Source organism: Luteimonas sp. A537 (genome assembly GCF_054052065.1).
Genome location: NZ_JBSVRH010000001.1, coordinates 782,741 through 806,648, shown reverse-complemented (window position 1 = coordinate 806,648; position 23,908 = coordinate 782,741). Strand labels below are relative to the sequence as shown.

The 23,908-nt window shown below is 70.4% G+C and carries 21 protein-coding genes and 1 pseudogene; 7 read left to right on the top strand and 15 right to left on the bottom strand.

Annotated features, from left to right (window positions below; all coding sequences use genetic code 11):
- Nucleotides 1–43 precede the first annotated feature (43 nt).
- From ACW7GZ_RS03700 to dgcN, 3 genes are read right to left on the bottom strand one after another with little or no spacing between them, the layout of a single operon-like run.
- Nucleotides 44–1,681 (bottom strand): N-acyl-D-amino-acid deacylase family protein, encoded by a 1,638-nt coding sequence (locus ACW7GZ_RS03700; protein ID WP_457007886.1) that lies wholly within the window; start codon nt 1,679–1,681, stop codon nt 44–46.
- The gene (gene dgcA, locus ACW7GZ_RS03695) at nt 1,678–2,685 is read right to left on the bottom strand and encodes an N-acetyl-D-Glu racemase DgcA (RefSeq protein ID WP_457007884.1); all 1,008 of its coding nucleotides are present in this window, start codon (nt 2,683–2,685) and stop codon (nt 1,678–1,680) included. Before dgcA ends, ACW7GZ_RS03700 begins: the two co-directional genes overlap by 4 nt.
- A complete protein-coding gene (gene dgcN, locus ACW7GZ_RS03690; protein ID WP_457007882.1) occupies nt 2,679–3,734 on the bottom strand; it encodes an N-acetyltransferase DgcN in 1,056 nt (351 codons plus the stop codon). The genes dgcA and dgcN overlap by 7 nt, the downstream gene beginning before the upstream one ends.
- Before the next feature lie 180 nt (nt 3,735–3,914).
- Here dgcN and ACW7GZ_RS03685 point away from each other — a divergent pair, with 180 nt between their 5' ends.
- Nucleotides 3,915–6,251 (top strand): NADP-dependent malic enzyme, encoded by a 2,337-nt coding sequence (locus ACW7GZ_RS03685; RefSeq protein WP_457000834.1) that lies wholly within the window; start codon nt 3,915–3,917, stop codon nt 6,249–6,251.
- A 3-nt stretch (nt 6,252–6,254) separates the two neighbouring features.
- Here the strand turns inward: ACW7GZ_RS03685 and ACW7GZ_RS03680 are convergent, their stop codons facing one another.
- The 3 genes from ACW7GZ_RS03680 to ACW7GZ_RS03670 are packed head-to-tail and all read right to left on the bottom strand — an operon-like array spanning nt 6,255 to nt 8,861.
- Nucleotides 6,255–6,614 carry a response regulator gene (locus ACW7GZ_RS03680; protein ID WP_457000836.1) on the bottom strand — a complete coding sequence of 120 codons (360 nt, stop codon included), beginning with the start codon at nt 6,612–6,614 and terminating at the stop codon, nt 6,255–6,257.
- A 7-nt stretch (nt 6,615–6,621) separates the two neighbouring features.
- Nucleotides 6,622–7,062 (bottom strand): response regulator, encoded by a 441-nt coding sequence (locus tag ACW7GZ_RS03675; protein ID WP_457000838.1) that lies wholly within the window; start codon nt 7,060–7,062, stop codon nt 6,622–6,624.
- Nucleotides 7,059–8,861 (bottom strand): sensor histidine kinase, encoded by a 1,803-nt coding sequence (locus tag ACW7GZ_RS03670; protein WP_457000840.1) that lies wholly within the window; start codon nt 8,859–8,861, stop codon nt 7,059–7,061. Before ACW7GZ_RS03670 ends, ACW7GZ_RS03675 begins: the two co-directional genes overlap by 4 nt.
- Nucleotides 8,862–9,048: 187 nt before the next feature.
- Between ACW7GZ_RS03670 and aceE the strand changes: the two genes are divergently transcribed.
- Nucleotides 9,049–11,742 carry a pyruvate dehydrogenase (acetyl-transferring), homodimeric type gene (aceE, locus tag ACW7GZ_RS03665; RefSeq protein ID WP_457000842.1) on the top strand — a complete coding sequence of 898 codons (2,694 nt, stop codon included), beginning with the start codon at nt 9,049–9,051 and terminating at the stop codon, nt 11,740–11,742.
- Nucleotides 11,743–11,956: 214 nt separating this feature from the next.
- Here aceE and ACW7GZ_RS03660 read toward each other — a convergent pair whose 3' ends face one another.
- The 3 genes from ACW7GZ_RS03660 to ACW7GZ_RS03650 form a co-directional block, all read right to left on the bottom strand.
- The gene (locus ACW7GZ_RS03660) at nt 11,957–13,480 is read right to left on the bottom strand and encodes an acetyl-CoA hydrolase/transferase family protein (RefSeq protein WP_457000843.1); all 1,524 of its coding nucleotides are present in this window, start codon (nt 13,478–13,480) and stop codon (nt 11,957–11,959) included.
- Between the two features lie 141 nt (nt 13,481–13,621).
- Nucleotides 13,622–14,395: a hypothetical protein gene (locus tag ACW7GZ_RS03655; RefSeq protein WP_457000845.1), complete on the bottom strand. Its 774-nt coding sequence runs from the start codon at nt 14,393–14,395 to the stop codon at nt 13,622–13,624.
- Between the two features lie 397 nt (nt 14,396–14,792).
- On the bottom strand, nt 14,793–15,143 hold the full coding sequence (locus tag ACW7GZ_RS03650; RefSeq protein WP_457000847.1) for a BON domain-containing protein: 351 nt from the start codon (nt 15,141–15,143) through the stop codon (nt 14,793–14,795).
- A gap of 155 nt (nt 15,144–15,298) precedes the next feature.
- Between ACW7GZ_RS03650 and ACW7GZ_RS03645 the strand changes: the two genes are divergently transcribed.
- Nucleotides 15,299–15,745, top strand: a complete 447-nt coding sequence (locus tag ACW7GZ_RS03645; RefSeq protein ID WP_457000849.1) for a PepSY domain-containing protein — start codon at nt 15,299–15,301, stop codon at nt 15,743–15,745.
- Nucleotides 15,746–15,820: 75 nt separating this feature from the next.
- Here the strand turns inward: ACW7GZ_RS03645 and ACW7GZ_RS03640 are convergent, their stop codons facing one another.
- The 5 genes and pseudogenes from ACW7GZ_RS03640 to ACW7GZ_RS03620 all read right to left on the bottom strand — a co-directional run bounded on the left by ACW7GZ_RS03640 (nt 15,821) and on the right by ACW7GZ_RS03620 (nt 18,302).
- Nucleotides 15,821–16,084 (bottom strand): DUF3297 family protein, encoded by a 264-nt coding sequence (locus ACW7GZ_RS03640; protein WP_343256181.1) that lies wholly within the window; start codon nt 16,082–16,084, stop codon nt 15,821–15,823.
- Nucleotides 16,085–16,165: 81 nt separating this feature from the next.
- Nucleotides 16,166–16,633: a peptide-methionine (R)-S-oxide reductase MsrB gene (gene msrB, locus ACW7GZ_RS03635; RefSeq protein WP_457002786.1), complete on the bottom strand. Its 468-nt coding sequence runs from the start codon at nt 16,631–16,633 to the stop codon at nt 16,166–16,168.
- Between the two features lie 54 nt (nt 16,634–16,687).
- Nucleotides 16,688–16,957 (bottom strand): annotated as a pseudogene (locus ACW7GZ_RS03630) (DUF4031 domain-containing protein); the annotation flags it as partial.
- Between the two features lie 7 nt (nt 16,958–16,964).
- Entirely contained in the window at nt 16,965–17,534 is a 570-nt protein-coding gene (locus ACW7GZ_RS03625; RefSeq protein WP_457007880.1) for a DUF3016 domain-containing protein, read from the bottom strand.
- Nucleotides 17,535–17,591: 57 nt separating this feature from the next.
- Complete coding sequence (locus ACW7GZ_RS03620) at nt 17,592–18,302, bottom strand: arylesterase (RefSeq protein WP_457007878.1); 711 nt, start codon at nt 18,300–18,302, stop codon at nt 17,592–17,594.
- Nucleotides 18,303–18,516: 214 nt separating this feature from the next.
- Between ACW7GZ_RS03620 and ACW7GZ_RS03615 the strand changes: the two genes are divergently transcribed.
- The 4 genes from ACW7GZ_RS03615 (at nt 18,517) to ACW7GZ_RS03600 (ending at nt 23,581) form a co-directional block, all read left to right on the top strand.
- Entirely contained in the window at nt 18,517–19,509 is a 993-nt protein-coding gene (locus ACW7GZ_RS03615) for a L,D-transpeptidase family protein (protein ID WP_457000855.1), read from the top strand.
- Nucleotides 19,510–19,512: 3 nt separating this feature from the next.
- Entirely contained in the window at nt 19,513–20,235 is a 723-nt protein-coding gene (locus tag ACW7GZ_RS03610) for a M23 family metallopeptidase (protein ID WP_457007876.1), read from the top strand.
- Nucleotides 20,236–20,333: 98 nt separating this feature from the next.
- Nucleotides 20,334–21,056 (top strand): ABC transporter ATP-binding protein, encoded by a 723-nt coding sequence (locus ACW7GZ_RS03605; RefSeq protein ID WP_457007874.1) that lies wholly within the window; start codon nt 20,334–20,336, stop codon nt 21,054–21,056.
- Nucleotides 21,053–23,581: an ABC transporter permease gene (locus tag ACW7GZ_RS03600; protein ID WP_457007872.1), complete on the top strand. Its 2,529-nt coding sequence runs from the start codon at nt 21,053–21,055 to the stop codon at nt 23,579–23,581. Before ACW7GZ_RS03605 ends, ACW7GZ_RS03600 begins: the two co-directional genes overlap by 4 nt.
- A gap of 48 nt (nt 23,582–23,629) precedes the next feature.
- Here the strand turns inward: ACW7GZ_RS03600 and ACW7GZ_RS03595 are convergent, their stop codons facing one another.
- A complete protein-coding gene (locus tag ACW7GZ_RS03595) occupies nt 23,630–23,890 on the bottom strand; it encodes a hypothetical protein (protein WP_457000863.1) in 261 nt (86 codons plus the stop codon).
- Nucleotides 23,891–23,908: the final 18 nt, after the last annotated feature.

Below are 23,908 nucleotides of genomic sequence, written 5' to 3'. Positions count from 1 at the left end.
GCTTCCTTCTCGGTCTACGCCGCCGGCACGTGGCAGGCGGCGCTCAGGGGCAGGTGCCCGGTGGCGGACGATGCTGGAGTACGCGTCCCGGGAGGGCATGTGCCGCATGGCCCCCGTCGATCACCGGCACGCCGTTGACGAACAGGTGCTCGACGCCCGCCGACAGCACGGCGGGCTTCACGTAGTCGGCCTTCGGGGCGTAGCGGTCGGGATCGAACACCAGCACGTCGGCGAACTGGCCGGCGCGCAGGAAGCCGCGGTCCTCGAGGCCGAAGGTGGTCGCGGCCAGGCCCGACGAGCGATGGATGAAGGCCGCCAGCTCGATCACGCCCGCGCCGGCGACGAAACCGGCGTACTTCTCCGGGAAGGTGGCGTGCTGGCGCGGATGCCCGTCGCCGCCGTCGGAGGCGGTCATCACCCAGGGCTGGCGCATGAACAGTTCGACGTCGTCGCGGCGCATGTTGAACGAGGCGATCCGCTGCGCCGAGCCGGTGCGCCCGGTGCCACCCTCGCGGATGATGCGCAGCGCGGCCTCGACCGGATCGAGGCCCTCGGCGTCGGCGAACCCGCGCAGCGTACGCGCGCTCCAGGGCCAGCCGGTGCCGGTCATCAGGATCGATTCCGCGCCGCCGCGGCGCTGCAGGTTGTCGCGGATGTCCTCGCGGATGCGCGCGGCGGTGGCCGGGTCGTCGAGCCGCTCGAACAGCGCCGGGCGGCCGCCGTCCACCGCCCAGCGCGGCAGCAGCGCGGCGCCCAGGCTGGTGGACGAGGCCAGCCACGGGTACTGGTCGGCGCTCACGCGCTGGCCCCCGGCGCGCGCGCGCTCGATGCGCGCGATCACCGCGCCGGCGCTGCCGTGGACGTCCGCGCCCAGCGCCTTGATGTGGGCGATGTGCACCGGCAGGCGCGCCCGCCGGCCGATCTCCAGCGCTTCCTCGATCGAACCCATCAGGCCAAGCGAGTAGCTGGATTCGTCGCGCTGGTGGGTGTCGTAGACGCCGCCGCGGACGGCCGCTTCCTCCGCCAGCGCGACCACTTCGTCGGTCGTGGCGAAGCTCTGCGGCGCGTAGAACAGGCCCGCCGACAGCCCGAAGGCGCCCTCGCACATCGCGCCCGCGACCAGGCCGCGCATGCGCGCCAGTTCGGCCGCGTCGGGCGCGCGCGCATCCTCGCCCAGCACCTGCCTGCGCACGGGCCCCAGGCCGACATGGGCGGCGACGTTGGTGCCGGTGCCCGCGGCCTCGAGCGCCGCGCGTTCGGCGGCGATGTCCGGCGTCCCGCCGCCGTCGATGCCGATGAAGATCGTGCTCACCCCCTGGTGCAGCCAGGGCAGCAAGCGCCGCATCGCCGGATCCGGCGAGCGCAGGTAGGTGTCGGGATGCGTATGCGGATCGATGAAGCCGGGCGACACGACCATCCCGCCGGCATCGATCGTGCGCGCCGCGCGGTAGCGCTGCCGCAGGCCGGGGCCGACTTCGAGGATGCGGTCGCCGCGGATCGCGACGTCGGCGGCCCGGCCGGGCCCGTCGCCACCGTCGAACAGCAGGCCGCCGTGGATCAGGACGTCGGCTTCGGCTTCGGCCGGGCCCGCGGCGGTGGGCGGCTGCCGCGGCGGGCCGACGCATCCGGCGAGCAGCAGCAGGCCGGGCAGGCAGGCGACCAGGCCGCGGGCGGCCCTCATGCGGCGTGCGCGTCCCTTGCGCGCGTGCCGCCACCCCACAGCGCCGGTGCCGGCGGCTGCAGCAGGCCGTCGCGCATGGCCACGCCGCCGGCGTGGTCGTCGCGCAGCCACAGCGGGCCGTCGAGATCGACGAACTCGGCGTGGCGCGCGAGATGCCATGCCGGGGCGATCGCCAGCGAAGAGCTGATCATGCAGCCGACCATGATCCCGAAGCCCTGCGCGCGCGCCGCGTCCAGCAGCTCCAGCGCGCCGGTCAGGCCGCCGGTCTTGTCGAGCTTGATGTTGACCACCTGGTAGCGGCCGCGCAGGCGCGCCAGGTCGTCGGCGGTGTGGCAGGACTCGTCGGCGCACAGGCGCGTCACCGGAGCGAAGCCGAGCAGGGCGTCGTCCTCGCCGACAGGCAGCGGCTGCTCGACCAGGTCCACCCGGGCCTCCGCGAGCACCGGCTGCATCGCCTGCAGCAGCTCGAAGGACCAGCTTTCGTTCGGATCGACGATCAGGCGTGCGGCGGGCAGGACCGCGCGCACGGCGCGGAGCTGGGCGGCGGGGTCGGTGGCGTCGACCTTGATCTTGACCAGGTCGAGGTGTGCGAGCGCGTGCGCCGCCGCGGCCATGCGCTCGGGGGTATCGAGGCCCACGGTCTGCGCGCAGACCAGCGGCGGCACATCGGGCTGGCCGAGCAGCGCGGCAACCGCCGCCCCCTGCTGCCGCGACTCAAGGTCCCAGAGCGCGCAATCGAGCGCATTGCGCGCCGCGCCCGGGGACAGCAGTTCGCGCAGTCCGCGACGGTCCAGGCCGCCGGCGATGGCCGGGGCCAGCAGCGCGGCCTGGTCGATCACCGAGGACACGCTTTCGCCGTAGCGGGCGTAGGGCATCGATTCCCCGCGGCCGGTGCATCCGTTGCGGCTGACCGTCGCCACCACCACCTCGGCCGAGGTGCGCGTGCCGCGCGAGATCCGGAACGGCGTGGCCAGCGCGTGGCTGGCGTGCGCCAGGCTCAGCACGGCACGGATTCCAGCAGCCGGTCGACGATCCGCGCCACGCCGTCGCGCATCGGGTCCTGCGCCGGCAGCCCGAGCAGGTCCTCGGCCTCGCGGCAGGCACGCTCGGCGCCGGCCGGGTCGAGCTTCGAGGTGTTGAGCGCCAGGCCGACCGCGGCCACGCCGGGGCTGGTCAGCCGCGCGGCGGCCAGGTTGGCTTCCAGCGTGGCGGCCAGGCCGGGCAGCGGGTAGTGGCGGAGGCCGCGCATGTGCGGTCGGCCGGGTTCGTGGCACAGCACCAGCGCGTCGGGCTGGGCGCCGTGCAGCAGGCCCAGCGACACGCCCGCGTACGAGGGATGGAACAGCGAGCCCTGGCCTTCGATCAGGTCCCAGCCGCCGTCGTGGCGGTCCGGCGACAGCCACTCGATGCCGCCGGAGATGAAGTCGGCGACGACCGCGTCGATCGGGATCCCGCGCCCGGCCACGAAGATGCCGGTCTGGCCGGTGGCGCGAAAATCGGCGGCCAGGCCGCGGCCGCGCATCTCCGCCTCCAGCGCGAGCGTGGTGTACATCTTGCCGGTGGAGCAGTCGGTGCCCACGGTCAGCAGGCGGCGCCCGGCGCGCCTGGCGCCGTTGCCGACCGGCGTGGGCGGGGGTGTGCGGGCGTCGAACAGGTGGCGGCCGTTGCGGCGCGCGGCGTCGACGATCGCCGGGTGCGAGGCCAGGCGCTCGTGCAGGCCGGACGCGACGTTCATGCCGGCGTCCAGCGCCGCCACGATGTCGGCGACCGAGTCCGGCCCCAGCCGGCCGCCGGCGTTGGCCACGCCGATGACCATGGTGTTGGCGCCGGCAGCGCGGGCCTGCGCGAAGTCCAAGTCGGGCACCTGCACGCTGGTCCTGCAGTCCGGTCCGCGGAACTGGCCCACGCACCACTCGGGCCGGAACTGCACCAGCCCGCGCGCGGTCTTGGCGGCGAGGTCGTCCGCGGCGTTGCCCAGGTACAGCAGGAAGGGCGGCGGCCAGTGCGATGGGCCTGTGGCGGATGGGTCTGCGGCGAAGGAGGTGGCGGGCATGGCCTGGTGCGTCCTGTGCGGCCCGGTAGGGCAGTGGGGGGGGAACTCCATCTTCGGCCGTGGGCACATGCCCCGCCATTGAAAAGATGCCCGCCGCGCATAACCACGGGTTATGGCATCGCCGGGCCGGCCCGGCCCGGGGAGCTAGAATGGAAGGCCCGCCAGGACCGCAGCCACGCCATGACCGAACAGCCGCCCGCCAGCCCGTCGTCCAGCGAAGAATTCAAGCAGGCGGCGCTGGACTACCACCGCGTCAGCCCCCACGGCAAGATCAAGGTGGTCCCGACCAAGGCCCTGGTGACCCAGCGCGAACTGGCCTTGGCGTACTCGCCGGGCGTGGCCTACGCCTGCGAGGCGATCGTCGCCGACCCCGACGAGGCCAGCACGCTCACCGCCCGCGGCAACCTGGTGGCGGTGATCTCCAACGGCACCGCGGTGCTGGGCCTGGGCGACATCGGCCCGCTGGCCAGCAAGCCGGTGATGGAAGGCAAGGGCGTGCTGTTCCAGAAGTTCGCGGGCATCGACGTGTTCGACATCGAACTCGACGAGCGCGACCCCGACAGGCTGGTCGAGATCATCGCGGCGATGGAACCGACGTTCGGCGGCATCAACCTCGAGGACATCAAGGCGCCGGAGTGCTTCATCGTCGAGCGCAAGCTGCGCGAGCGGATGAACATCCCGGTGTTCCACGATGACCAGCACGGCACCGCGATCATCGTCGGCGCGGCGCTGATCAACGCCCTGGAGATCGCCGGCAAGCGCATCGACGAGGTCAGGATCGCGCATTCCGGCGCCGGCGCGGCCGGCATCGCCTGCCTGGACATGCTGGTGGCGCTGGGCGCGACGCCGGCGAACATCCTCGCCGCCGACCGCGACGGTGTGATCCACACCGGGCGCGAGGGCATGGACCCGGACCGCGCGCGCTATGCCCGCGACACCGGCAAGCGCGCGCTGGCCGAGATCGTGGACGGCGCCGACGTGTTCCTGGGCCTCTCCGCCGGCGGCGTGCTGACACCGGAGATGGTGAAGACCATGGCCGCGCGTCCGGTGATCCTGGCGCTGGCCAATCCCCACCCCGAGATCCTGCCCGATGTCGCGCGCGCCGCGCGCCCGGACAGCATCATCGCCACCGGCCGGTCCGACTATCCGAACCAGGTCAACAACGTCCTCTGCTTCCCGTACATCTTCCGCGGTGCGCTCGACGTCGGTGCCACCGAGATCAACGAGCGGATGAAGCTCGCCTGCGTGCACGCGATCGCGGACCTGGCCAAGCGCGAGTCGTCCGACCTCGGCGCCGCGTACGGCGGCGACGTGCTGTCCTTCGGCCCGGACTACTTCATCCCGCGGCCCTTCGACCCGCGCCTGCTGATGACCCTGGCCCCCGCGGTCGCGCAGGCGGCCATGGACTCGGGCGTGGCGCGCCGCCCGCTGGCCGACGTCGACGCCTATCGCGAGAAACTCGGCCAGTTCGTGCACCGCACGGGCCTGGTCATGAAGCCGGTCTACGAGCGTGCACGCGCGGACGTAAAACGCATCGTCTACGCGGAGGGCGAAGAAGAGACCGTGCTGCGCGCGGTGCAGTCGGTCGCCGACGAACAACTGGCGCGGCCGATCCTGATCGGCCGGCCCGAGGTCATCGCCCAGCGCATCGAGCGCCTGGGCCTGCGCCTGGAGGAAGGCCGCGACTTCGAGCTCACCAACATCCACGACGACCCGCGCTTCGGCGACTACTGGCGCCAGTACCACGCGCTGACCGAGCGTCGCGGCGTGACCCCGGACGCGGCCAAGAACCTGGTGCGCTCGCGCGCGACCCTGATCGCGGCGCTGATGGTCGAGCGCGGCGAGGCCGACGGCATGATCTGCGGCCTGGTGGGCCGCTACCACAAGAAGCTCGGCTACCTGCGCACCGTGTTCGGGCTCGACCGTGGCGTCGCCGGCACCTCGGCCATGACCGGCGTCATCAACGACCGCGGCGTGTGGTTCTTCCTCGACACCCACGTGCAGGTCGATCCCACCGCGGAGCAGATCGCCGAGGCCACGCTGCAGGGCGCCTACCGGCTGAAGCTGTTCGGCATCGAGCCGCGGGTGGCGCTGCTGTCGCACTCCAACTTCGGCAGCCACGACAACCCGAGCGCGGCGAAGATGCGCAAGGTGCGCGAGATCCTGGTGAAGCGCGCGCCGCGCCTGGACATGGACGGCGAGATGCAGGGCGACACCGCCTGGGACGCGGTGCTGCGCGAGCGCATCTGCCCCAACACCACGCTCACCGGGCGGGCGAACATGTACGTGCTGCCCAACATCGACTCGGCCAACATCGCCTACAACCTGGTGCGGGTGATGACCGACGGCGTGGCGCTGGGCCCGATCCTGATGGGCATCGACCACCCCGCGCACGTGCTCACCGCCGGAAGTACGCCGCGGCGCGTGGTCAACATGACCGCGATCACCGCGGTGGAGGCGCAGATCCGCGCCGCGTATCGCGGCAGCGCCGGATCCGCGGGCGCGCCCGGCGCCTGATGCCTAGCCGGCCCGGTCGAGCCTGCGCAGCAGTTCGACCAGGTGCGCGGGGTCGTCCTTCAGCACCACCGCGTGGGCTTCGGGCAGGGCGTCGGCCCCGTCCGGCGGCTCTGCGCCGGTCAGGATCACGCAACAGGCGGCCGGGGCGTGGCGACGCACCGCGTCCAGCGCCTCCCTGCAGGACCAGCCCGGGAGGTTGAGGTCGCATAGCACCAGGTCGGGGACGAAGCCGTCCAGGGCCGCGGCGAGCGCGCTTTCACGGTGGATGCTGCGGCATTCGATCCCGACCCCGGCCTCGCGCAGCGCGAATTCGGTCAGCTCGGCGTCGTCGCGCGAATCGTCCACGATCAGCACGCGGATCATCGCGACGTCAGCCTTCGCCCGGGGACTCGTTGAGCACCGCCCAGAACTTGCCCAGCGTGCGCACGGCCTCGAAGAACTGGTCGACGTCGACCGGCTTCACCACGTAGGCGTTGACGCCGAGGTCCCAACTGCGCGCGAGGTCGTTCTCTTCGCGCGAGGACGACAGGATCACCACCGGCATGCGCTTGAGGCTCTCGTGCCTGCGCAGCTCGGTCAGGACCTCCAGGCCGTCCATGCGCGGCATCTTGATGTCGAGCAGCAGCACGGCCGGGTCGCCCTCGGGGCGGTCGGCGAACTTGCCGCGGCGGAGCAGGTAATCGAGCGCTTCGACGCCGTCTTCGACGTGGACGATGGGGTTGGCGAGATGGGCGTCGCGAAGGGCGTCGATGGCCATCTCGGCGTCGTGCGGGCTGTCCTCGGCGAGGAGGATCGTGCGGATGGCGGTCATGCGGTCTGGTTCCGTTGGCTCAGGTCGAGGTTGGCTGGGAGAGTGAAGTGGAAGGCGGCACCCTTGCCGGGCTCTGCTTCCGCCCAGATGCGGCCATTGTGACGCGTGACCACGCGCTTTGCGCTGGCCAGGCCGATGCCGGTGCCGGTGAATTCGCTGGGGGCATGCAGGCGCTGGAACACGCCGAAGAGCTTGCCGGCGTAGGTCATGTCGAAGCCGGCGCCGTTGTCGCGCACGGTGAACACATGCTCGCCGTCCGCGCCCGTGGCGTGCTCGACGGTGACGCTGGCCGGCTCGCTCTGCATGCTGTACTTCACCGCGTTGCCCATCAGGTTGCCCCAGAGCTGGCGCAGCATGTTCTCGTCGGCCACCAGCACCGGCATCGGCCCGACGTGCCACTGCACGTGGTGCTCCGGCGCCTCGGCCGCGACGTTGCTGTCGAGCATCGCCCGGGTCTCCTCGACCAGCGACTGCATGTCCACCGCCTGCAGGCGCAGGGCGCTGCGGCCCAGGCGCGAGTAGACCAGCAGGTCGTCGATCAGTTCGGACATGCGCTTGGCCGAGCCGCCGATCACGCTGATGTAGTGCGCGCCCTTGTCGTCGATATCCTCGCCGAGGTGGCGGCGCAGCTTGTCGGCGAAGCCGGCGATGTGGCGCAGCGGCGCGCGCAGGTCGTGCGAGACCGAATAGCTGAAGGCCTCGAGCTCGCGGTTGACGTCGGAGACCTGCTCGACCTTGCCCTCCAACTGGCGGTTCAGGTCGCGGATGTGCTCTTCGCTGGCCTTCTGCAGGCTGATGTCGCTGGCGGTCACCAGGGCGACGGTGTCGTCGCTGTCGGGAAGCTCCATCAGCCGCGCATTGATCAGCATCACGCGCTGCATGGAGTCGGCGGTGCGTAGGGTGAGCTCGTAATCCCAGAGTTCGCGATCACGGCCGCAGACGTCGCGCAGCCGGCGCAGCGTTTCCTCGTCGTTCCAGGCGCCGGAGCCGACCTCGGACAGCAGGCGCCCGCGGGCATCCTCCTCAAGTCCGAAGAGTTCGCTGAAGGCGGCGTTGTGCATCACGATGCGCAGCGTCTCGTCCAGCAGCACGATCGGCTCGCGCACGGTGTCGAGCACGGCCGCGGCACGCAGGTTGGCGCGCTGCGAGGCGACTTCCGCGTGGCCGCGCCGGTCGGAGTCGCGGGCGGCCAGCGTGGCCAGGCCCATCAGCAGCAGGATCTGCGCGAACAGGGTGGCTCCCGAGAGCCACGAAGCCTGGATGCGCGCGCGGTCGGAGATCGCGGTCCGCTCGGCGAGCAGGATCCGCTCGGCGCCCACCATCTCCGTGATCGGCGCCTGCACTGGAAACTGCTCCGCCAGCCGCTGCAGCTCGCTACGGTCGATCCGGCCATCGGCCGTGACCAGGCGATCGATCTGGTCCAGGCGCTGGCTGACGCTCTGCCGGAGCTGGCCGATGCGCACCTGCTGGTCGGCCGAGTCGCGGGTGAGCTGCTCGATGCCCGCAAGCGTCGGCTCGACCACGTTGCGGCTGTACTCCAGGCGCTCTTCGAGGACCGGCGCGTCGGCGCCAAGCGCACGCCCGAGGGTGACCGCCTCGATGTCGCGCACCGCGGCGCTGAGCGCGTGCAGGGCGGCTTCGGCCTCGAGCGTGTGCGCCACCATCGTCTCGGCGTCGCGGTTGCGCTCCTCGGCCATGCGCAGCAGCAGGAACGGCGCGACCACGATCACGAGCACGGCCAGCACCAGCAGCGGAATGCGCCAGCGGGTGGCGACCAGTGGCTGGGCGGCGGACTGCATCGGCGACGGGTTCCCCTTGGGTGGTTCGGTGCACCCGGCGCGCAGCGGCGCCGGCCAACCGCAGGATCATGGTCCAAGCAAGTGCCATCAGGCAAACGCGCTGGCCGGCCCCGGCGGCGGCGCTGGTAGAATCGGGGGTCCCAAGACCCACGACAGACACGGCCGGTGCGCCGTTGCGGAGCAGAGCATGAACAGCTGGCTGAACGACGTCCTCGAGAACGACCCGGATCCGACCGAGTCCCGCGAGTGGCTGGAGTCCCTGAAGGCGGTCATCGACGCCGAAGGTACCGGGCGCGCCCACCAGCTGCTGGAAGGCATGGTCGAGCTGACCCGCCGCGCCGGAGCCCACCTGCCGTTTGCGCCGACCACCGAGTACATCAATACCATCCCGCCGCACCTGGAGCCGAAGATCCCCGGCGACCAGACCATGGAATGGCGCATCCGCTCGATCATCCGCTGGAACGCGATGGCGATGGTGGTGCGCGCCAACCGCAAGCCCGGCGACCTCGGCGGCCACATCGCCAGCTTCGCCTCCAGCGCCACGTTGTACGACGTCGGCTTCAACCACTTCTGGCGCGCGCCTTCGGAAGACCATCCCGGCGACCTGCTCTATATCCAGGGCCACTCGTCGCCGGGCATCTATGCGCGCTCCTTCCTGGAAGGCCGCATCAGCGAGTCGCAGATAGACAACCTGCGGATGGAGGTCGACGGCCGCGGCATTTCTTCCTATCCGCACCCCTGGCTGATGCCCGACTACTGGCAGACGCCCACCGTGTCGATGGGCCTGGGCCCGATCGCCGCGATCTACCAGGCGCGCAACTGGAAGTACCTCGAGGCCCGCGGCCTGATGCCGAAGTCCGACCGCAAGGTCTGGTGCTTCCTCGGCGACGGCGAGACCGACGAGCCGGAGAGCCTGGGTGCGATCTCGATCGCCGGCCGCGAAGGGCTGGACAACCTGGTCTTCGTCATCAACTGCAACCTGCAGCGCCTGGACGGCCCGGTGCGCGGCAACGGCAAGATCATCCAGGAGCTGGAAGGCAACTTCCGCGGTGCCGGCTGGAACGTACTCAAGACCATCTGGGGCAGCTACTGGGATCCGCTCCTGGCCCGCGACAAGGACGGCATCCTGCGCAAGCTGATGATGGAAACCGTCGACGGCGAGTACCAGAACTGCAAGGCCTTCGGCGGCAAGTACACGCGCGACAACTTCTTCGGCAAGTATCCCGAGACCGCGGCGATGGTCGCCAACCTGTCCGACGACGACATCTGGCGCCTCAACCGCGGCGGCCACGACCCCCACAAGGTGTACGCGGCGTACCGGAGCGCGGTCGAGACCAAGGGCCAGCCCACGGTGATCCTGGCCAAGACGGTCAAGGGCTACGGCATGGGCTCGGCCGGCGAGGCGCTGAACCCGACCCACCAGACCAAGAAGCTCGATGACGAGGCCGTGCGCGCGTTCCGCGACCGCTTCAAGATCCAGCTCGACGACGAGCAGCTGAAGGACGGCGCGGTGCCGTTCTTCCACCCCGGCGAGAAGTCCGGGGAAATCGAGTACATGAAGGAGCGCCGCGCCGCGCTCGGCGGCTACCTGCCGCAGCGGCGCCGCAAGAGCACGGAGACGCTCGTCGCGCCGAAGCTGGAGGTGTACGAACGCCTGCTCAAGGACACCGGCGAGCGCGAGATCAGCACCACGATGGCGTTCGTGCAGTCGCTCGGCATCACGCTGCGCGACAAGAAGGTGGGCCCGCGCGTGGTGCCGATCGTCTGCGACGAGGCGCGCACCTTCGGCATGGAAGGCCTGTTCCGCCAGATCGGCATCTACGCGCCGGACGGCCAGAAGTACAAGCCGGTCGACCGCGACCAGCTGATGTACTACCGCGAGGACGCCACCGGCCAGGTGCTGCAGGAAGGCATCTCAGAGGCCGGTGCGTTCGCCTCATGGATGGCGGCGGCGACCAGCTACAGCACCAACGACCTGCCGATGCTGCCGTTCTACATCTACTACTCGATGTTCGGCTTCCAGCGCATCGGCGATGCCGCCTGGCAGGCGGCGGACATGCGCGCGCGCGGCTTCCTGCTCGGTGCCACCGCCGGGCGCACCACGCTCAACGGCGAAGGCCTGCAGCACGAAGACGGCCACAGCCACCTGTTGGCCGGCGCCATCCCCAACTGCCGCGCCTACGACCCCACCTTCGCCGGCGAAGTGGCGGTGATCCTGCAGGAGGGCATGCGCCGCATGCTCGACGAGCAGCAGGACGAGTACTGGTACCTGACGCTGATGAACGAGAACTACGCCCACCCGGCGCTGCCCGAGGGCGCGGCCGAGGGCGTGATCCGCGGCATGTACCTGCTCAAGGACGCCGGCAAGCCGAAGAAGGGCGAGCTGCGCGTGCAGCTGATGGGCTCGGGCACGATCCTGCGCGAGGCGATCGCCGCGGCGGAGCTGCTGGACAAGGACTTCGGCGTCACCGCCGACATCTGGTCCTGCCCCAGCTTCACCGAGCTCAGCCGCGACGGCTTCGACGTCGAGCGCTGGAACCGCCACAACCCGGAAGCGAAGAAGCCGCGCAAGGCCTACATCACCGGGCTGCTTGAGGGCCGCCAGGGCCCGGCGATCGCCGCCACCGATTACGTCCGCGCCTTCGCCGACCAGGTCCGCGCCTTCGTGCCGATGCATTACACGGTGCTGGGTACCGATGGCTTCGGTCGTTCGGACACCCGTGCCAACCTGCGCCGCCACTTCGAGGTCGACCGCTGCCACATCGCCCACGCCGCGATCGCCGCGTTGGCGAAGGACGGCACGATGACCGCCAAGGACGCGGCGCGCGCGCTGAAGCTCTACAAGATCGACACGGAGCGCCCGAACCCGCTGCACGCCTGAGTCCACGGACTTCCGGCGGGGGGGCTGCCTACCGCCGGAAGAGCTTTTTGCCACGGATTTACGCGGATAAAGCAGAAGCTTTTAAAGCAGAAGCTTTGAATTACTTCCCGCGATCATTTGCTCCGCCCTCGCGACGCTGTGGCAAAAGCGCCCCGGCCGGATCCGCGTAATCCGCGTTGATCCGTGGCAAAAATGCTTTTGCTCCTGTCCGCCTTCAGTCCCCGGCGGCGGGCCGCATGTCGCCGGTCTCGATCAGCCGCTGGTGCCATGACAGGGCCTCGCCCAGCAGGTGCGGCGTGTGCTTGCCGTAGCCGTCGCGGCAGGCGCGGTCGAAATAGTCCTGCAGCATCGGCCGGAAATCCGGGTGTGCACAGTGCGCGATGATCTGCTTCGCACGCTGCGTGGGCGAGAGTCCGCGCAGGTCGGCCAGGCCCTGTTCGGTCACCAGCACCATGGTGTCGTGCTCGGTGTGGTCGACGTGGCTGGCCATCGGCACGATTCCGGAGACCTTGCCGCCCTTGGCGGTGCTGGGTGACATGAACACCGACAGGTAGCCGTTGCGCGCGAAGTCGCCCGAACCGCCGATGCCGTTCATGATCCGGCTGCCGGCGATATGGGTCGAATTGACGTTGCCGTAGATGTCGGCCTCGATCATGCCGTTCATGGCGATGCAGCCCAGGCGACGGATGATTTCGGGATGGTTGGAGATCTCCTGCGGCCGCAGCAGGATGCGCTTGCTGTAGAAATCCACGTTGGCGGTGAATTCCTCGATGCCCGCCGGGCTGAGCGAGAACGAGGTCGCCGACGCCATGCGCAACGTGCCGTCCTTGAGCAGGCCCAGCATGCCGTCCTGGATCACCTCGGTATAGGCGGCCAGTCCGCGGAAGCCGCTGCTGCCGAGGCCGGCGAGCACGGCGTTGGCAATGTTGCCCACGCCCGACTGCAGCGGAAGCAGTTGTTCCGTCAGGCGGCCGCGGCTGACTTCGTGGCGCAGGAATTCGATCAGGTGTCCGGCGATCTGCTCCGACGCTGCATCAGGCGGATTGAAGGGCGAGTTCCGGTCGGGAGCATGGGTTTCGACCACGGCCACGACCTTCGCAGGATCCACGCGCAGATAGGGTTCGCCGATGCGGTCATCCGGATGTTCGAGCAGGATCGGCTTGCGGTGCGGCGGCAAGGCGGTGCCGTGATACACGTCATGCATGCCATCGAGTGCGGCTGGCTGCCAGCTGTTCACCTCGAGGATGACCTTGTCGGCCTGTTCGAGCCAGGTTTTGTTGTTGCCGACCGACGACGAGGGAATGAGGCTGCCGTCTTCGCGGATCCCGGACACTTCCACCACGGCCACGTCGATGTCGCCGAAGAAGCCGAACCAGGTGTGCTGGGCGACGTGGCTGAGGTGGATGTCGATGTAATCCAGGGTGCCGGCGTTGATGCGGTCGCGCACGGCGGGGTCGGACTGGTAGGGCAGGCGCAGTTCCATGCCCTCGACCTTGGCCAGTGCGCCATCAAGCTCGGGTGCGGTGGAGGCCCCGGTCAACACCTTGATGCGAAAGCGCTCGCCCGCGGCGTTGGCGCGCTCCATGCGCGCCGCCAGGGCCTGCGGCACCGCCTTGGGATAGCCCGCGCCGGTGAAGCCGCTCATCGCCACCGTCACTCCCGGCTTGATCACCGCCGCGGCCTCGTCAGCGGACACCACGCGGTCGCGGAATAGGGGGTGCTGGATACGTTCGGTCACGACGGGGGCTCCGGGAATGGTTCGAGCCTCACATTTTAGGGCCTGCGAAGAGGTCCTTCGGTCGCGCACGGGGATGCACCGTTGCAACGCAGAGGCCCCCGCAAGCGGGGGCCCCGTGGTCACACTGTTGCTGCCGGTGGATCAGCGGCCGTCGCGGTCCGCATCGCCGGGCAGGCGATTCTCGACGCGGTGCCAGGCGTCCTTCACCGCAGCCTTGGCGTCCTGCCAGCCAAGGCGCGACTCGCCCTTGGCCTGCTCCCAGCCGCGCTCGAGTTCGGACTCGGTCTGCGGGGACCACGACGCCTGCGGACGCGAGGTGCGTGCCTGGGTGCCGTAGCGGTAGGCCGAGCGATAGTCGTCAAAACCGAAGCCGTCGCTGTAGTAGTCGGTCTTGTCGTACTGCTTCGAGTAGTGCTGGTCGGTGTCCTCATATGCGCTGTAGGTGCGGTCGGTGCGGGCGTAGGCGTCTTGCACCGCGGGACGCGCCGTGTCCCAGTCCAGGCTCGAGTCGCCGCGGGCCTCGTTCCAGCGCTGCTGGAGCTGCGGCTCGGCCTCGTTCCACTCGCGCTGGCCGGACTCGTTGCGGTATTCGGTGCCCATGCGGTAGGCGGGCGCGTAGTCGCGGTCGAAGTCGCGTTCGCCCTGGTAATACTCGCGGCTGCCGGCATCCTGTCGCCAGTATTCGACTTCAGCCGTCGGGTCGACGCGCTCGGCCAGCGACTTGCCGCCAGCGGCACCGCCCACGGCACCGATGCCGCCTCCGACCAGGGTGCCGATGGGACCGAAGAGGCTGCCGACCGCGGCACCGGCAAGTGCGCCGGCCGTACCGCCTGCGGCGACGCCGACGGGATGCGAGCCCGGGGCGCCACTGATCGGGTCGCGGTTTGCGTCGGGGGAAGAGTCTCGATTGTTCATCTGTGCATTTCCTGCCGTCTGGGGGAACGTCGACTGTGGCGCGCGGCCGGTTGTGGTGGCGTGGAGGCTGCGCGCAGACGCGGATAACATTTGCCTGCGCGCAAGCCATTCAGGGAGAAAAGGTTTTTCTTCCGATTGAGGGGGCTTCCGGTGGATTGCTCCGGGAGGGTTCGCGCTGCCCGCCGTGGACGCAGGGGGGGGTGCCCAGCCGGATTATTCGCGTCCTGCTCCCAGATCCGGCCGCCGGCCATCCATGGCCGGCTCTGGGCATCCCCCCCTGCATCCACGGCGGGCCCGGACCTTTTTCGCGGTTGGGGGGAGGAAGGCACCGCTCCCGGAGCCAAAAAAAAGACACCGGCGCGTGGCCGGTGTCCGTCGGGTACCGCGGTTCCCGGACTTATTCGGCCGGGTCGACCCTCAGGCCCGTGGTATCGACATCGGTCACGCCGTCGATCCCGGACGCGATGCGAAGGGCCTCGTCGATCTGCGCTTGGCTGTCGACATCGCCGCTCAGGGTGACCACGCCGTTGACCGTCTCGACGTCGACCTGCAACCCGGCGACATCTTCGTCCGCGAGCAGGCTGGTCTTGACCTTGGTAGTGATCCAGGTGTCGTCGACAGGCTGGTCCGAATCACCCTTGGCGCGCTCGGTCTGCGGGTCGTTGTCATTGGCGACGGCGCTGCCACCGGCAACGAGCAGGGCGAGAGCGGCCGCGATGAGACCGGAGTGCTGGATGCGCGTGTTCATGTTCGATGCTCCGCTGTGGTGTGAGCTGGCGATGTTCCAGTGGCGTGCATCGACGTGACGTGAGCGGCGCAACCGTGGATGAATGCAACCGGGTTCATCCGGATTTCGCACCGGGTCGCAAACACTGTCCCGACCCCACGATAAAGAGGTGCCCCATGAAACACGCAAACAGCCTGGCCATCGGTCTTTCGCTCGCACTTTGCGTCGCCGGCACTGCCGTCGCCCAGGACGCGCGCACGTCCGCGGATGCCATGACCGCTCCCCAGGTCCAGGCAACGCTCGAAGCCCAGGGCTATACGAAGATCAACGACGTCGAGTTCGAAGACGGCGTCTGGAAGGCCGATGCGCGCAGCGCCGATGGCCAGCGCGTGGAGCTGCGCATCGATCCGGCCAACGGCACCGTCTATCCCGAAGACAAGGTCGCGGGCTTGAGCGAAGCCGACGTGCGCGCGAAGCTTTCGGCTGCCGGGTACGCCAAGGTGCATGACGTCGAGTTCGACAATGGCATGTGGACCGCCGAAGCCGACGACGCCAACGGCAAGAGCGTGGACCTCACCCTGGATCCCGACACGGGGCGGGTGGTTGGCAAGGCTCGCGACTGAGGCTGCGCGGTGGCATCGCGTGGCAAACCCCAGCGACGATGACGGGGCGCCTCCGGGCGCCCCGTTGCGCCTCGGTCAGGCGGAGTCGCCTGCGTCGGCAGCGTCGCGGAAATAGGGTTCGACGCTGCCGTTGATCTTCATCGTCATCGGATTGCCGCGACGGTCCAGCGCGCGACCCACGGCGACCCGGATCCAGCCCTCGCTGATGCAGTATTCCTCGACGTTGGTGCGCTCGTCGCCGTTGAAGCGGATGCCGATGCCGCGCTGCATGGCCTCCTCGTCGTAGTGGGGACTGCGTGGGTCGTTGCTGAGGCGGTCGGGCGGGGTGGTCTGGGTCATCGTTGATTCCGTGCTGGAGCGCGATGCGTGCCGGAGGGCGCGCGGCGCAAGAGGATACCCGGGCGCGGCCGTGGACGCCGCTCAGGCGGCCGGGCGCCCCTCGGGCGCACCGCGGCCCAGCAGGTCCGGAAGCGGGTCGCCGTCGGCAGTGAAGCCCAGGGATACGGAGTTCAGGCAGTGGCGCTCGCCGGTGGGCGGCGGGCCATCGGGGAAGACGTGGCCGAGGTGGCTGCCGCAGCGCGCGCAGACTTCTTCGACCCGCACCATGCCGTGGCTGCTGTCGCGCACGTAGCGGATGTGCGCGGGCTCCACGGGCGTGGTGAAACTGGGCCAACCGGTGCCGGAGTCGAACTTCGCGCTGGCGCGGAACAGCGGCAGGCCGCAGAAGCCGCAGGTATAGGTGCCCTCGCGCCTGTTGTCGAGGAAGGCGCCGCAGAACGGGGCCTCGGTCCCGTGCGCGAGCAGCACGCGGCGGGCCTCGTCGTCGAGGGCGTCGCTGAGCATGCGGCGGCTGGCATCGTCCGGCGGGGAGAGGTTGAAAGCGGTCATGCGCGGCTCCTGCGGGGGATCATCGCGTCCATTATCGCCCCCCACGGCGTTGCGGCGCCCCTGGCGGCGGGCATTGGCGATGACCGCGCGCATCTGCGCACGGTCGCGATGCCGGGAGATGGGCACCGCGCCGAGCACGATCGCGCGCTCGCGCAACTCGGCGGTGACGTCGTAATGGGCACCACTGGTCTTGTCCTGGAAGGCATGCCTCGGCATGCCCAGTGCGGTGGCAAACGCATGCAGCTCATCCAGCGTGTCGGCCATCAGGTGCGCCCAGCGGCGGCCGCGCCAGAATGTCACGGCGTCGTCGACATAGACCGCCATCGGGCCGTCAGTCGCCTCTGCTGGAGAGGTCGCGACGGATCCAGTCGTCGACCAGGCGCTTCTCGTGGCGCAGCGCGTCGCCCATCGCCACCGTGCCCCCGGCCCGCTGCAGGAACCCGAGGTCGGTGAGCTCGCGCTCTCCGCTGTCCACAACCTTGCCGGCGGCGTCGAAGCGCGTGTAGGCCAGGTCGATTCGCGGCGGGTAGATGTCGCGGACGATGCGCACATGATCGCTGCGCCCGGCGGCGGGTTCGAATTCGCCGGCGCGCTTGATGTCGGTGATCTCGACTTCAAGGCGCTCGCCGGGCGCGAGTGCCGCGGTAGCGCGCCGCGCAAGGTGCTTTGCGATGGTGCGGACCCAGTCGCCGTGCCTGGCTTCGAACCTGTTGCGGCTGAAGCGCAGTTCGCTGAATTCGGCCGGATCCGACCATGACACGGCCACCGGGCCCTCCTGCTCCAGGCTGCGCGGATAGTCGGGATCGGTCACGTTTATGGCCGCGGCCGTGCCTGCCAGCGACAGGGTGGCCACGAGGAAGGTGGCGGCGATGAAACCTGGAATGCGTCGGGCGCGAATCATGGCGGCGCTCCTTGCGGCGAGGAATTCCAGTCTGCTACCGGCGCCGACGGGCTGCAATCAATGTGCGGCCGGCGGACAAGCAGTGTTCAGAAGCGGGGCGAGCGCGTCCCATGCGTGCGTGGCGATCGCCGGCTGCGCGGCGGCGGTGGGATGCAGGTTGTCGTCCTGGAAGCTGGTGCGGTCATGGGCGACGGGCTCAAGCAGGAAGGGCAGCAGCGGGATGTCGAAGAAACCCGCCAGTCGTTCGTAGACCTGCTCGAAGCCCCGCGCGTACTCGGGGCCGAGGTTGGGCGGCATGCGCATGCCGACCAGCAGCACCTCGGCGCCGACGTGCTGCGACGCACCGATCATGCGCGCCAGGTTGCGATGCAGCTCGGCCAGCGGCAGGCCGCGGAGAGCGTCGTTGGCACCGAGTGCGATCACCACCACCGCGGGATGATGATGCAGGACCTCGCCGACCACCCGCGCCGAGCCGCCGGCGCTGGTCTCGCCGCTGATGCTGGCGTTGGCGATGCGGCAGCCGGGGTATTCATGCGCGATGCGCCCGGCGAGCAGCGAAACCCAGCCTTCATCGGCGGCCAGGCCGTAGCCGGCCGACAGCGAGTCGCCCATCACCAGGACCGTGCGCCGGCTGTCGTCACTGCCGTCGGCCTGCCGGGCGGACGCGGGCGGCGCGGCAATGAAGGCAAAGGCGGCCAGGGCCGGCAGCAGCATGGACAGGGCGCGCACCGGCAGGCGTCGCCCGGGGGGGAGGGTTCCTCGCAGCATCCGCGTTCTCCGTTTCGCGCCGTGGCTTCGCGACAGGAACACATGATGCCCGAGTGTCCCGCCGTGCAGCCCTCGACGTCGCATGCACCGGCTTGCAGGTGTCCGGCGCCGGAAGCCGGGCCTGAACGCCGGCGTGCCCCCGCCGCGGGCCTTTCACGTTGCATGGTCCGCGGCTCGCGCAGCATCGCCGCATCATCTGCCGGAGGATTGCCGAATGACGCCTGCCAAGCCACTTGCCCTGATGCTCTGCATGATCGGGACGGCGCTGCCGACGGCGTACGCGCGCCAGGACGCGCCGCCGTCGCAAGAGGCTGCCGCCACGGTGCCTGCCACGCATCCCGCGAACGATGCCGCCGCGGCCAGTGGAGATGACGCGATGCTGCGTGCGCAGGTGCTGCTGGATCGCGCGCATTTTTCGCCGGGCGAGATCGACGGCCACGGTGGCGGCAACACGCAGCGTGCGATCAGCGCATTCCAGCGCAGTCGCGGACTGGAGGCCAGCGGCGAGCTGGACGAGCCAACGTGGAAGGCGCTGGACATGGATGCGGCGCCGGTCCTGGTCGAGCATGTGATCACGGCCGCCGATATGGCGGGTCCGTTCAAGCCGCTGCCTGCCGACATGATGGAACAGTCCCGGCTGGAGGTGCTCGGCTTTGAAAGCGCGGCGGAGGCGCTGGGCGAGATGTTCCATGCCAGTCCGGGCCTGTTGCAGCGGCTGAACCCGGACAAGGACCTCGCCGTCGTGGGCACGCGCATCGTGGTGCCCGCGGTCGACGGCGGCGCACCGCTGCCGGCGGTCGCGAAGGTGGTGGTCGACAAGTCCGACTCCGTGGTGCGGCTGCTGTCCGCCGATGGCGGAGTCGTCGCCCAGTACCCTGCATCGACGGGCAGCGAACACGATCCGCTGCCGATCGGCGAGTGGACGATCAAGGGCGTCGCGCGCGATCCGACCTTCCATTACAACCCCGAACTGTTCTGGGACGCGGATCCTGCGCACGCCAAGGCCACGCTCGCACCCGGGCCCAACAATCCGGTTGGCGTGGCCTGGGTGGACCTGTCCAAGGAGCACTACGGCATCCACGGCACGCCGGCCCCGGCACACGTCGGCAAGACCGACTCCCACGGCTGCATCCGGCTGACCAACTGGAACGTGCTCGCGCTTGCGGCCGCGGTCGGGCCCGGCATGCCCGCGGTGCTGCAGGAATAGCGCATGAAGTACCTGGCCTGGATCTTTGCCGGCCTGCTGCTGGCCGCCGCCCTGCACGTGGCGACGGTGCCGCCCGCGGAGCGTGCGCGCATCCTGCGGATCGCGCCGGCGCCGCCTGCGATCGATCCGTCGACGCAGCCGGCTGCAGGCGTTCCCGCGCCAGCGACACCAGGGCCCACCGCCGGGACCACAACCACAGCGGCAACAGGCAAACCGGCGGATACGCGCATCGAGCCCCGCCCGGGACTTCCGCCGGACCGCAGTGGAGGCGCCGACGTCGTCGGCCAACCGCCCTCGGGCCTGATGCTGCCGGTCCGGGGCGTGGAGCCTTCGCAGCTCTCGCCGACGTTCGAAGATGCCCGCAGCGAAGGCCGCGTCCACGAGGCGCTGGACATCATGGCGCCCGCGGGCACGCCGGTGCTGGCGGTGGCCGACGGCCACGTCGAGAAGCTGTTCGACAGCCGACTGGGCGGGTTGACCATCTACCAGTTCGACCCCGACGCCCGCCATGCCTACTACTACGCGCACCTGGAGCGCTACGCGCCCGGGCTGGCGGAGCAGCAGCAGGTCCGCCAGGGCCAGGTCATCGGCTATGTCGGCAGCAGCGGCAATGCCGATCCCGCCGCGCCGCACCTGCATTTCGCCATTTTCGTGCTGGGCCCGGAAAGACAGTGGTGGAAGGGCACGCCGATTGATCCCTACCCGTTGTTCGCGGCCCGGCGCTGAGCTCTTGCGAGAGCACCGGGCGACGCCCGCAGGCGACGGCAAGCCTGCCGCGCGCGCAGGGCCGATATCCTTGGCGTCCCCCGCACCAGGAAGCTTCCATGGCCGAACAGGCATCGACCGATACTGCCCGCACTCCCGCGCCCGCCCTCGTCGCGCAGTCCCTGGGCAAGCGCGTGCAGCTGCCCGGTGGCGAACTGGTCATCCTGGACGGCGTCGGCTTCAGCATCGCGCAGGGTGAAAGCGTGGCGGTGGTCGGGCCTTCGGGCTCGGGCAAGAGCACGCTGCTGTCGCTGCTTGCGGGCCTGGATGCGCCAAGCTCGGGCACGGTGACGGTCGATGGCGCGGCGCTGTCCACGCTCGACGAGGATGGCCGCGCAAAGGTGCGCGGCGACAAGGTCGGCTTCGTGTTCCAGAACTTCCAGCTGCTGCCTTCGCTGACGGCGCTCGAGAACGTGATGCTGCCGCTGGAGCTGCGCGGTGACGCCGATGCGGAATCGCCGGCACGCACTATCCTGGGTCGCGTCGGCCTGGGTGAACGCCTCGCTCACTACCCCCGGCAGCTGTCGGGTGGTGAGCAGCAGCGCGTGGCGGTGGCGCGCGCCTTCGTCACCGGGCCCTCGCTGCTGTTCGCCGACGAACCCACCGGCAACCTCGACACCACCACCGGCCAGGCCATCATCGAACTGCTGTTCGCGCTCAACCAGGATGCCGGCACCACGCTTGTGCTGGTGACGCACGACGAACACCTCGCCGCTCGCTGCGGGCGCACGCTGCGCATCGAAGGCGGGCGCCTGGTGGCCGACAGCGGCCCGGCGGCATGAAGGTCGCGCGGCTTGCCTGGCGCCAGCTGCGGCGCGACCTGGCCTCGGGCGACGTACGCATCCTGCTCGCGGCGCTGGTGCTCGCGGTGGTGGCGGTGACCGCGGTCGGCTTCGTCACCGATCGCGCCGCGCGCGCGCTGGCCATCGAGGCCAACCGCCTGCTCGGTGGCGACGCCGTGCTGCGCGGAGACGCGCCGATCGAAGGGCCGGCACGCGAAGCGTCGCGGGCCGCGGGTTTGCTGCACGCGGATACGGTCGAACTCGACACCATGGTGCGTGTCGGCCGGGGCGCGGAAGCGCAGCTGAAGCTCGGCGAGCTGCGCGCGATCGGCGAGGGCTTTCCGCTGCGCGGCGAATACCGCATCGCCGCTGCCGACGGCGTCGAGCGCGTGGCCGGTGGCGTGCCTGCACCGGGCACGCTGTGGATGAGCCGCGGCGGCGCCGAGACCCTGGGCGCCAACATCGGCGACCGCGTCGGCATCGGCACCCTGGAACTGCGGCTGGAGGCCCTGGTGCTGCAGGAGCCCGATGCCGCGCTCGACTATTTCAACGTTGCGCCGAAGGTCTTCATCCATCCCGATGACCTTGCCGCCACCGGCCTGGTGCAGGAGGGCAGCCGGATCCGCTACCGGCTGGTGGTTGCGGGCGACGCGGGCGCGGTTGAGCGCTTCACCGCCGTTGCGCGCGCCAACCTCGCGCGCGGACAGCGGCTGGAAACGGCCGCCGACGCGCGCCCCGAAGTGCGCTCGGCGCTTGATCGTGCAGGGCGCTTCCTCGGGCTGGCCGCGCTGGTGTCGGTGGTCCTGGCCGCGGTGGCGGTGGCCATGGCCGCGCGCCGTCACAGCGCGCGCCACCTGCAGGGTGCGGCGGTCATGCGCTGCCTCGGCGCCAGCCAGGCGACGCTGGCCGGCATCCACATCGGCGAGCTGCTGCTGCTCGGGCTGATGGCCTGTACCGCGGGCGTGGCCATTGCCTGGGGGCTGCAGTGGCTGATCGGCGGCTGGCTGGCCGGCATGCTCGGCATCGATATCCCGCCGGCGGGCGTGCTGCCGGCGCTTGGCGGCTATGGCGTGGGCATGGTGGTGCTGCTGGCGTTCGCGGTGCCGCCGGTGCTGGCCCTGCGCCGGGTGCCGGCGCTGAGCGTGCTGCGCCGCGACCTGGATCCCACCGAGCCGGCGGCGCTGGTCGTGCTGGCCGCCGGTGTCGCCGGGATTGGCGCGCTGCTGTGGTGGCAGGCGGGGTCGGCGACGCTCGCGATCGCGATGCTGGCCGGCATCGCCGCCACCCTGGGCGTGCTGGCGCTGTTGGCCTGGCTGATGATCCTGGCCGTGCGCCGGCTGCGCACGCGCCTGCGCGGTGCCGCGCGCTATGGCCTGGCCAACGTCAGCCGCCGCGCCGGCACCAGCATCGCCCAGGTGTCCGCGCTCGGCCTCGGCCTGATGGCCCTGCTGCTGCTGACCTTCGTGCGCACGGACCTGGTCGGGCGCTGGCAGCTGGCGCTGGCCGAGGAAGCGCCCAATCGCTTCATCGTCAACGTGCAGCAGGACCAGCTGGATGGCGTGGCCACGATCGCCGCGGGGCAGGGCCTGGCCGAACCGGTGCTGTACCCGATGGTCCGCGGGCGCCTGGCCACGCACAACGGCGCGGCGGTCAGCGGCAGCGACTTCAGCGCTGGAGAGGGTGGCGATGAGGACTCCCGCCGGGCGCAGCGCCGCGCCGACCGCGAATTCAACCTGTCCACCGCCACCGCGCTGCGTGACGACAACTGGGTTACCGCGGGCGCGTTCTGGGGACCGGGTGGTGGCAAGGGCACGGAGCTGTCGGTCGAGACCGGCTTCGCCGAGTCGCTGGGCTGGGCGCTGGGCGATCGCGTGGCCTTCGACATCGCCGGCCGCCGCATCGAGGGCCGGATCACCAGCCTGCGCGAGGTCGAGTGGGAGAGCTTCCGGCCGAACTTCTTCGTGCTGTTCTCCCCAGGCGCGCTGGACGCCTATCCGGCCAGCTGGATCACCGCGGTCAGCGTGCCGCAGGGCGATACCGCCTTCACGCGCGCGCTGGTGCAGCGCTACCCGAACGTCTCGGTGATCGACATCGACGCACTGCTCGAGCAGGTGCGAAATACCGCCGACCAGGTCTCGACCGTGGTCGAAGTGGTGTTCTGGTTCGCGCTCGCCGCCGGCCTGCTGGTGCTGCTGGCGGCGATCAGCGCCAGCCAGGACGAGCGCCTGCTGGAAGGCGGGGTCATGCGCGTGCTCGGCGCCAGCCGCCGCCAGCTGCGGCTGGCGCAGGCTTCGGAGTTCGCGGCCATCGGCCTGCTCTCGGGCCTGGTGGCCTCGGTCGCGGCCTCGGTGCTGGCCGGCGTGGTGGCCACGCAGGTGTTCGACCTGCCTTGGGAGCCGGACATCGCGATGGCGGTGCTCGGCGGCCTGGCCGGCATGCTCGCGGCGCTGGCGGCCGGGCTCTGGGCGACGCGGCGCGTGCTCGACGCGCCACCGGCGGTGACCCTGCGCGAACTGCAGGGCTGATGTTGCAGCCCGCCACGCGCCGGTCCGGCGCGTCGTGGCGGGCCCTGATCAGCCGGTGACGGCCTCGGCCTCGGCCTCGAAGCGCCGCGCATAGCTGCGCTCCTCGGCCACCGCGGCCACGTCGTCGTCGGGGCTGTCAGGCGCGCCATACACGGCGTAGGCGATCGTTCCGTCCTTGCGGCCGATCTGGCGCAGGCGGTAGCGCGGCTGCCCGCTGCCGGTATCCGGGGGATAGTGCGTGGGCGGGGTTTCGGCATCGATATCCAGCTCGCTGTTGTCGATGGGGCCGCCGACGAAGAGTGCGCGCATGCGTGGTTCCTTGTGGTC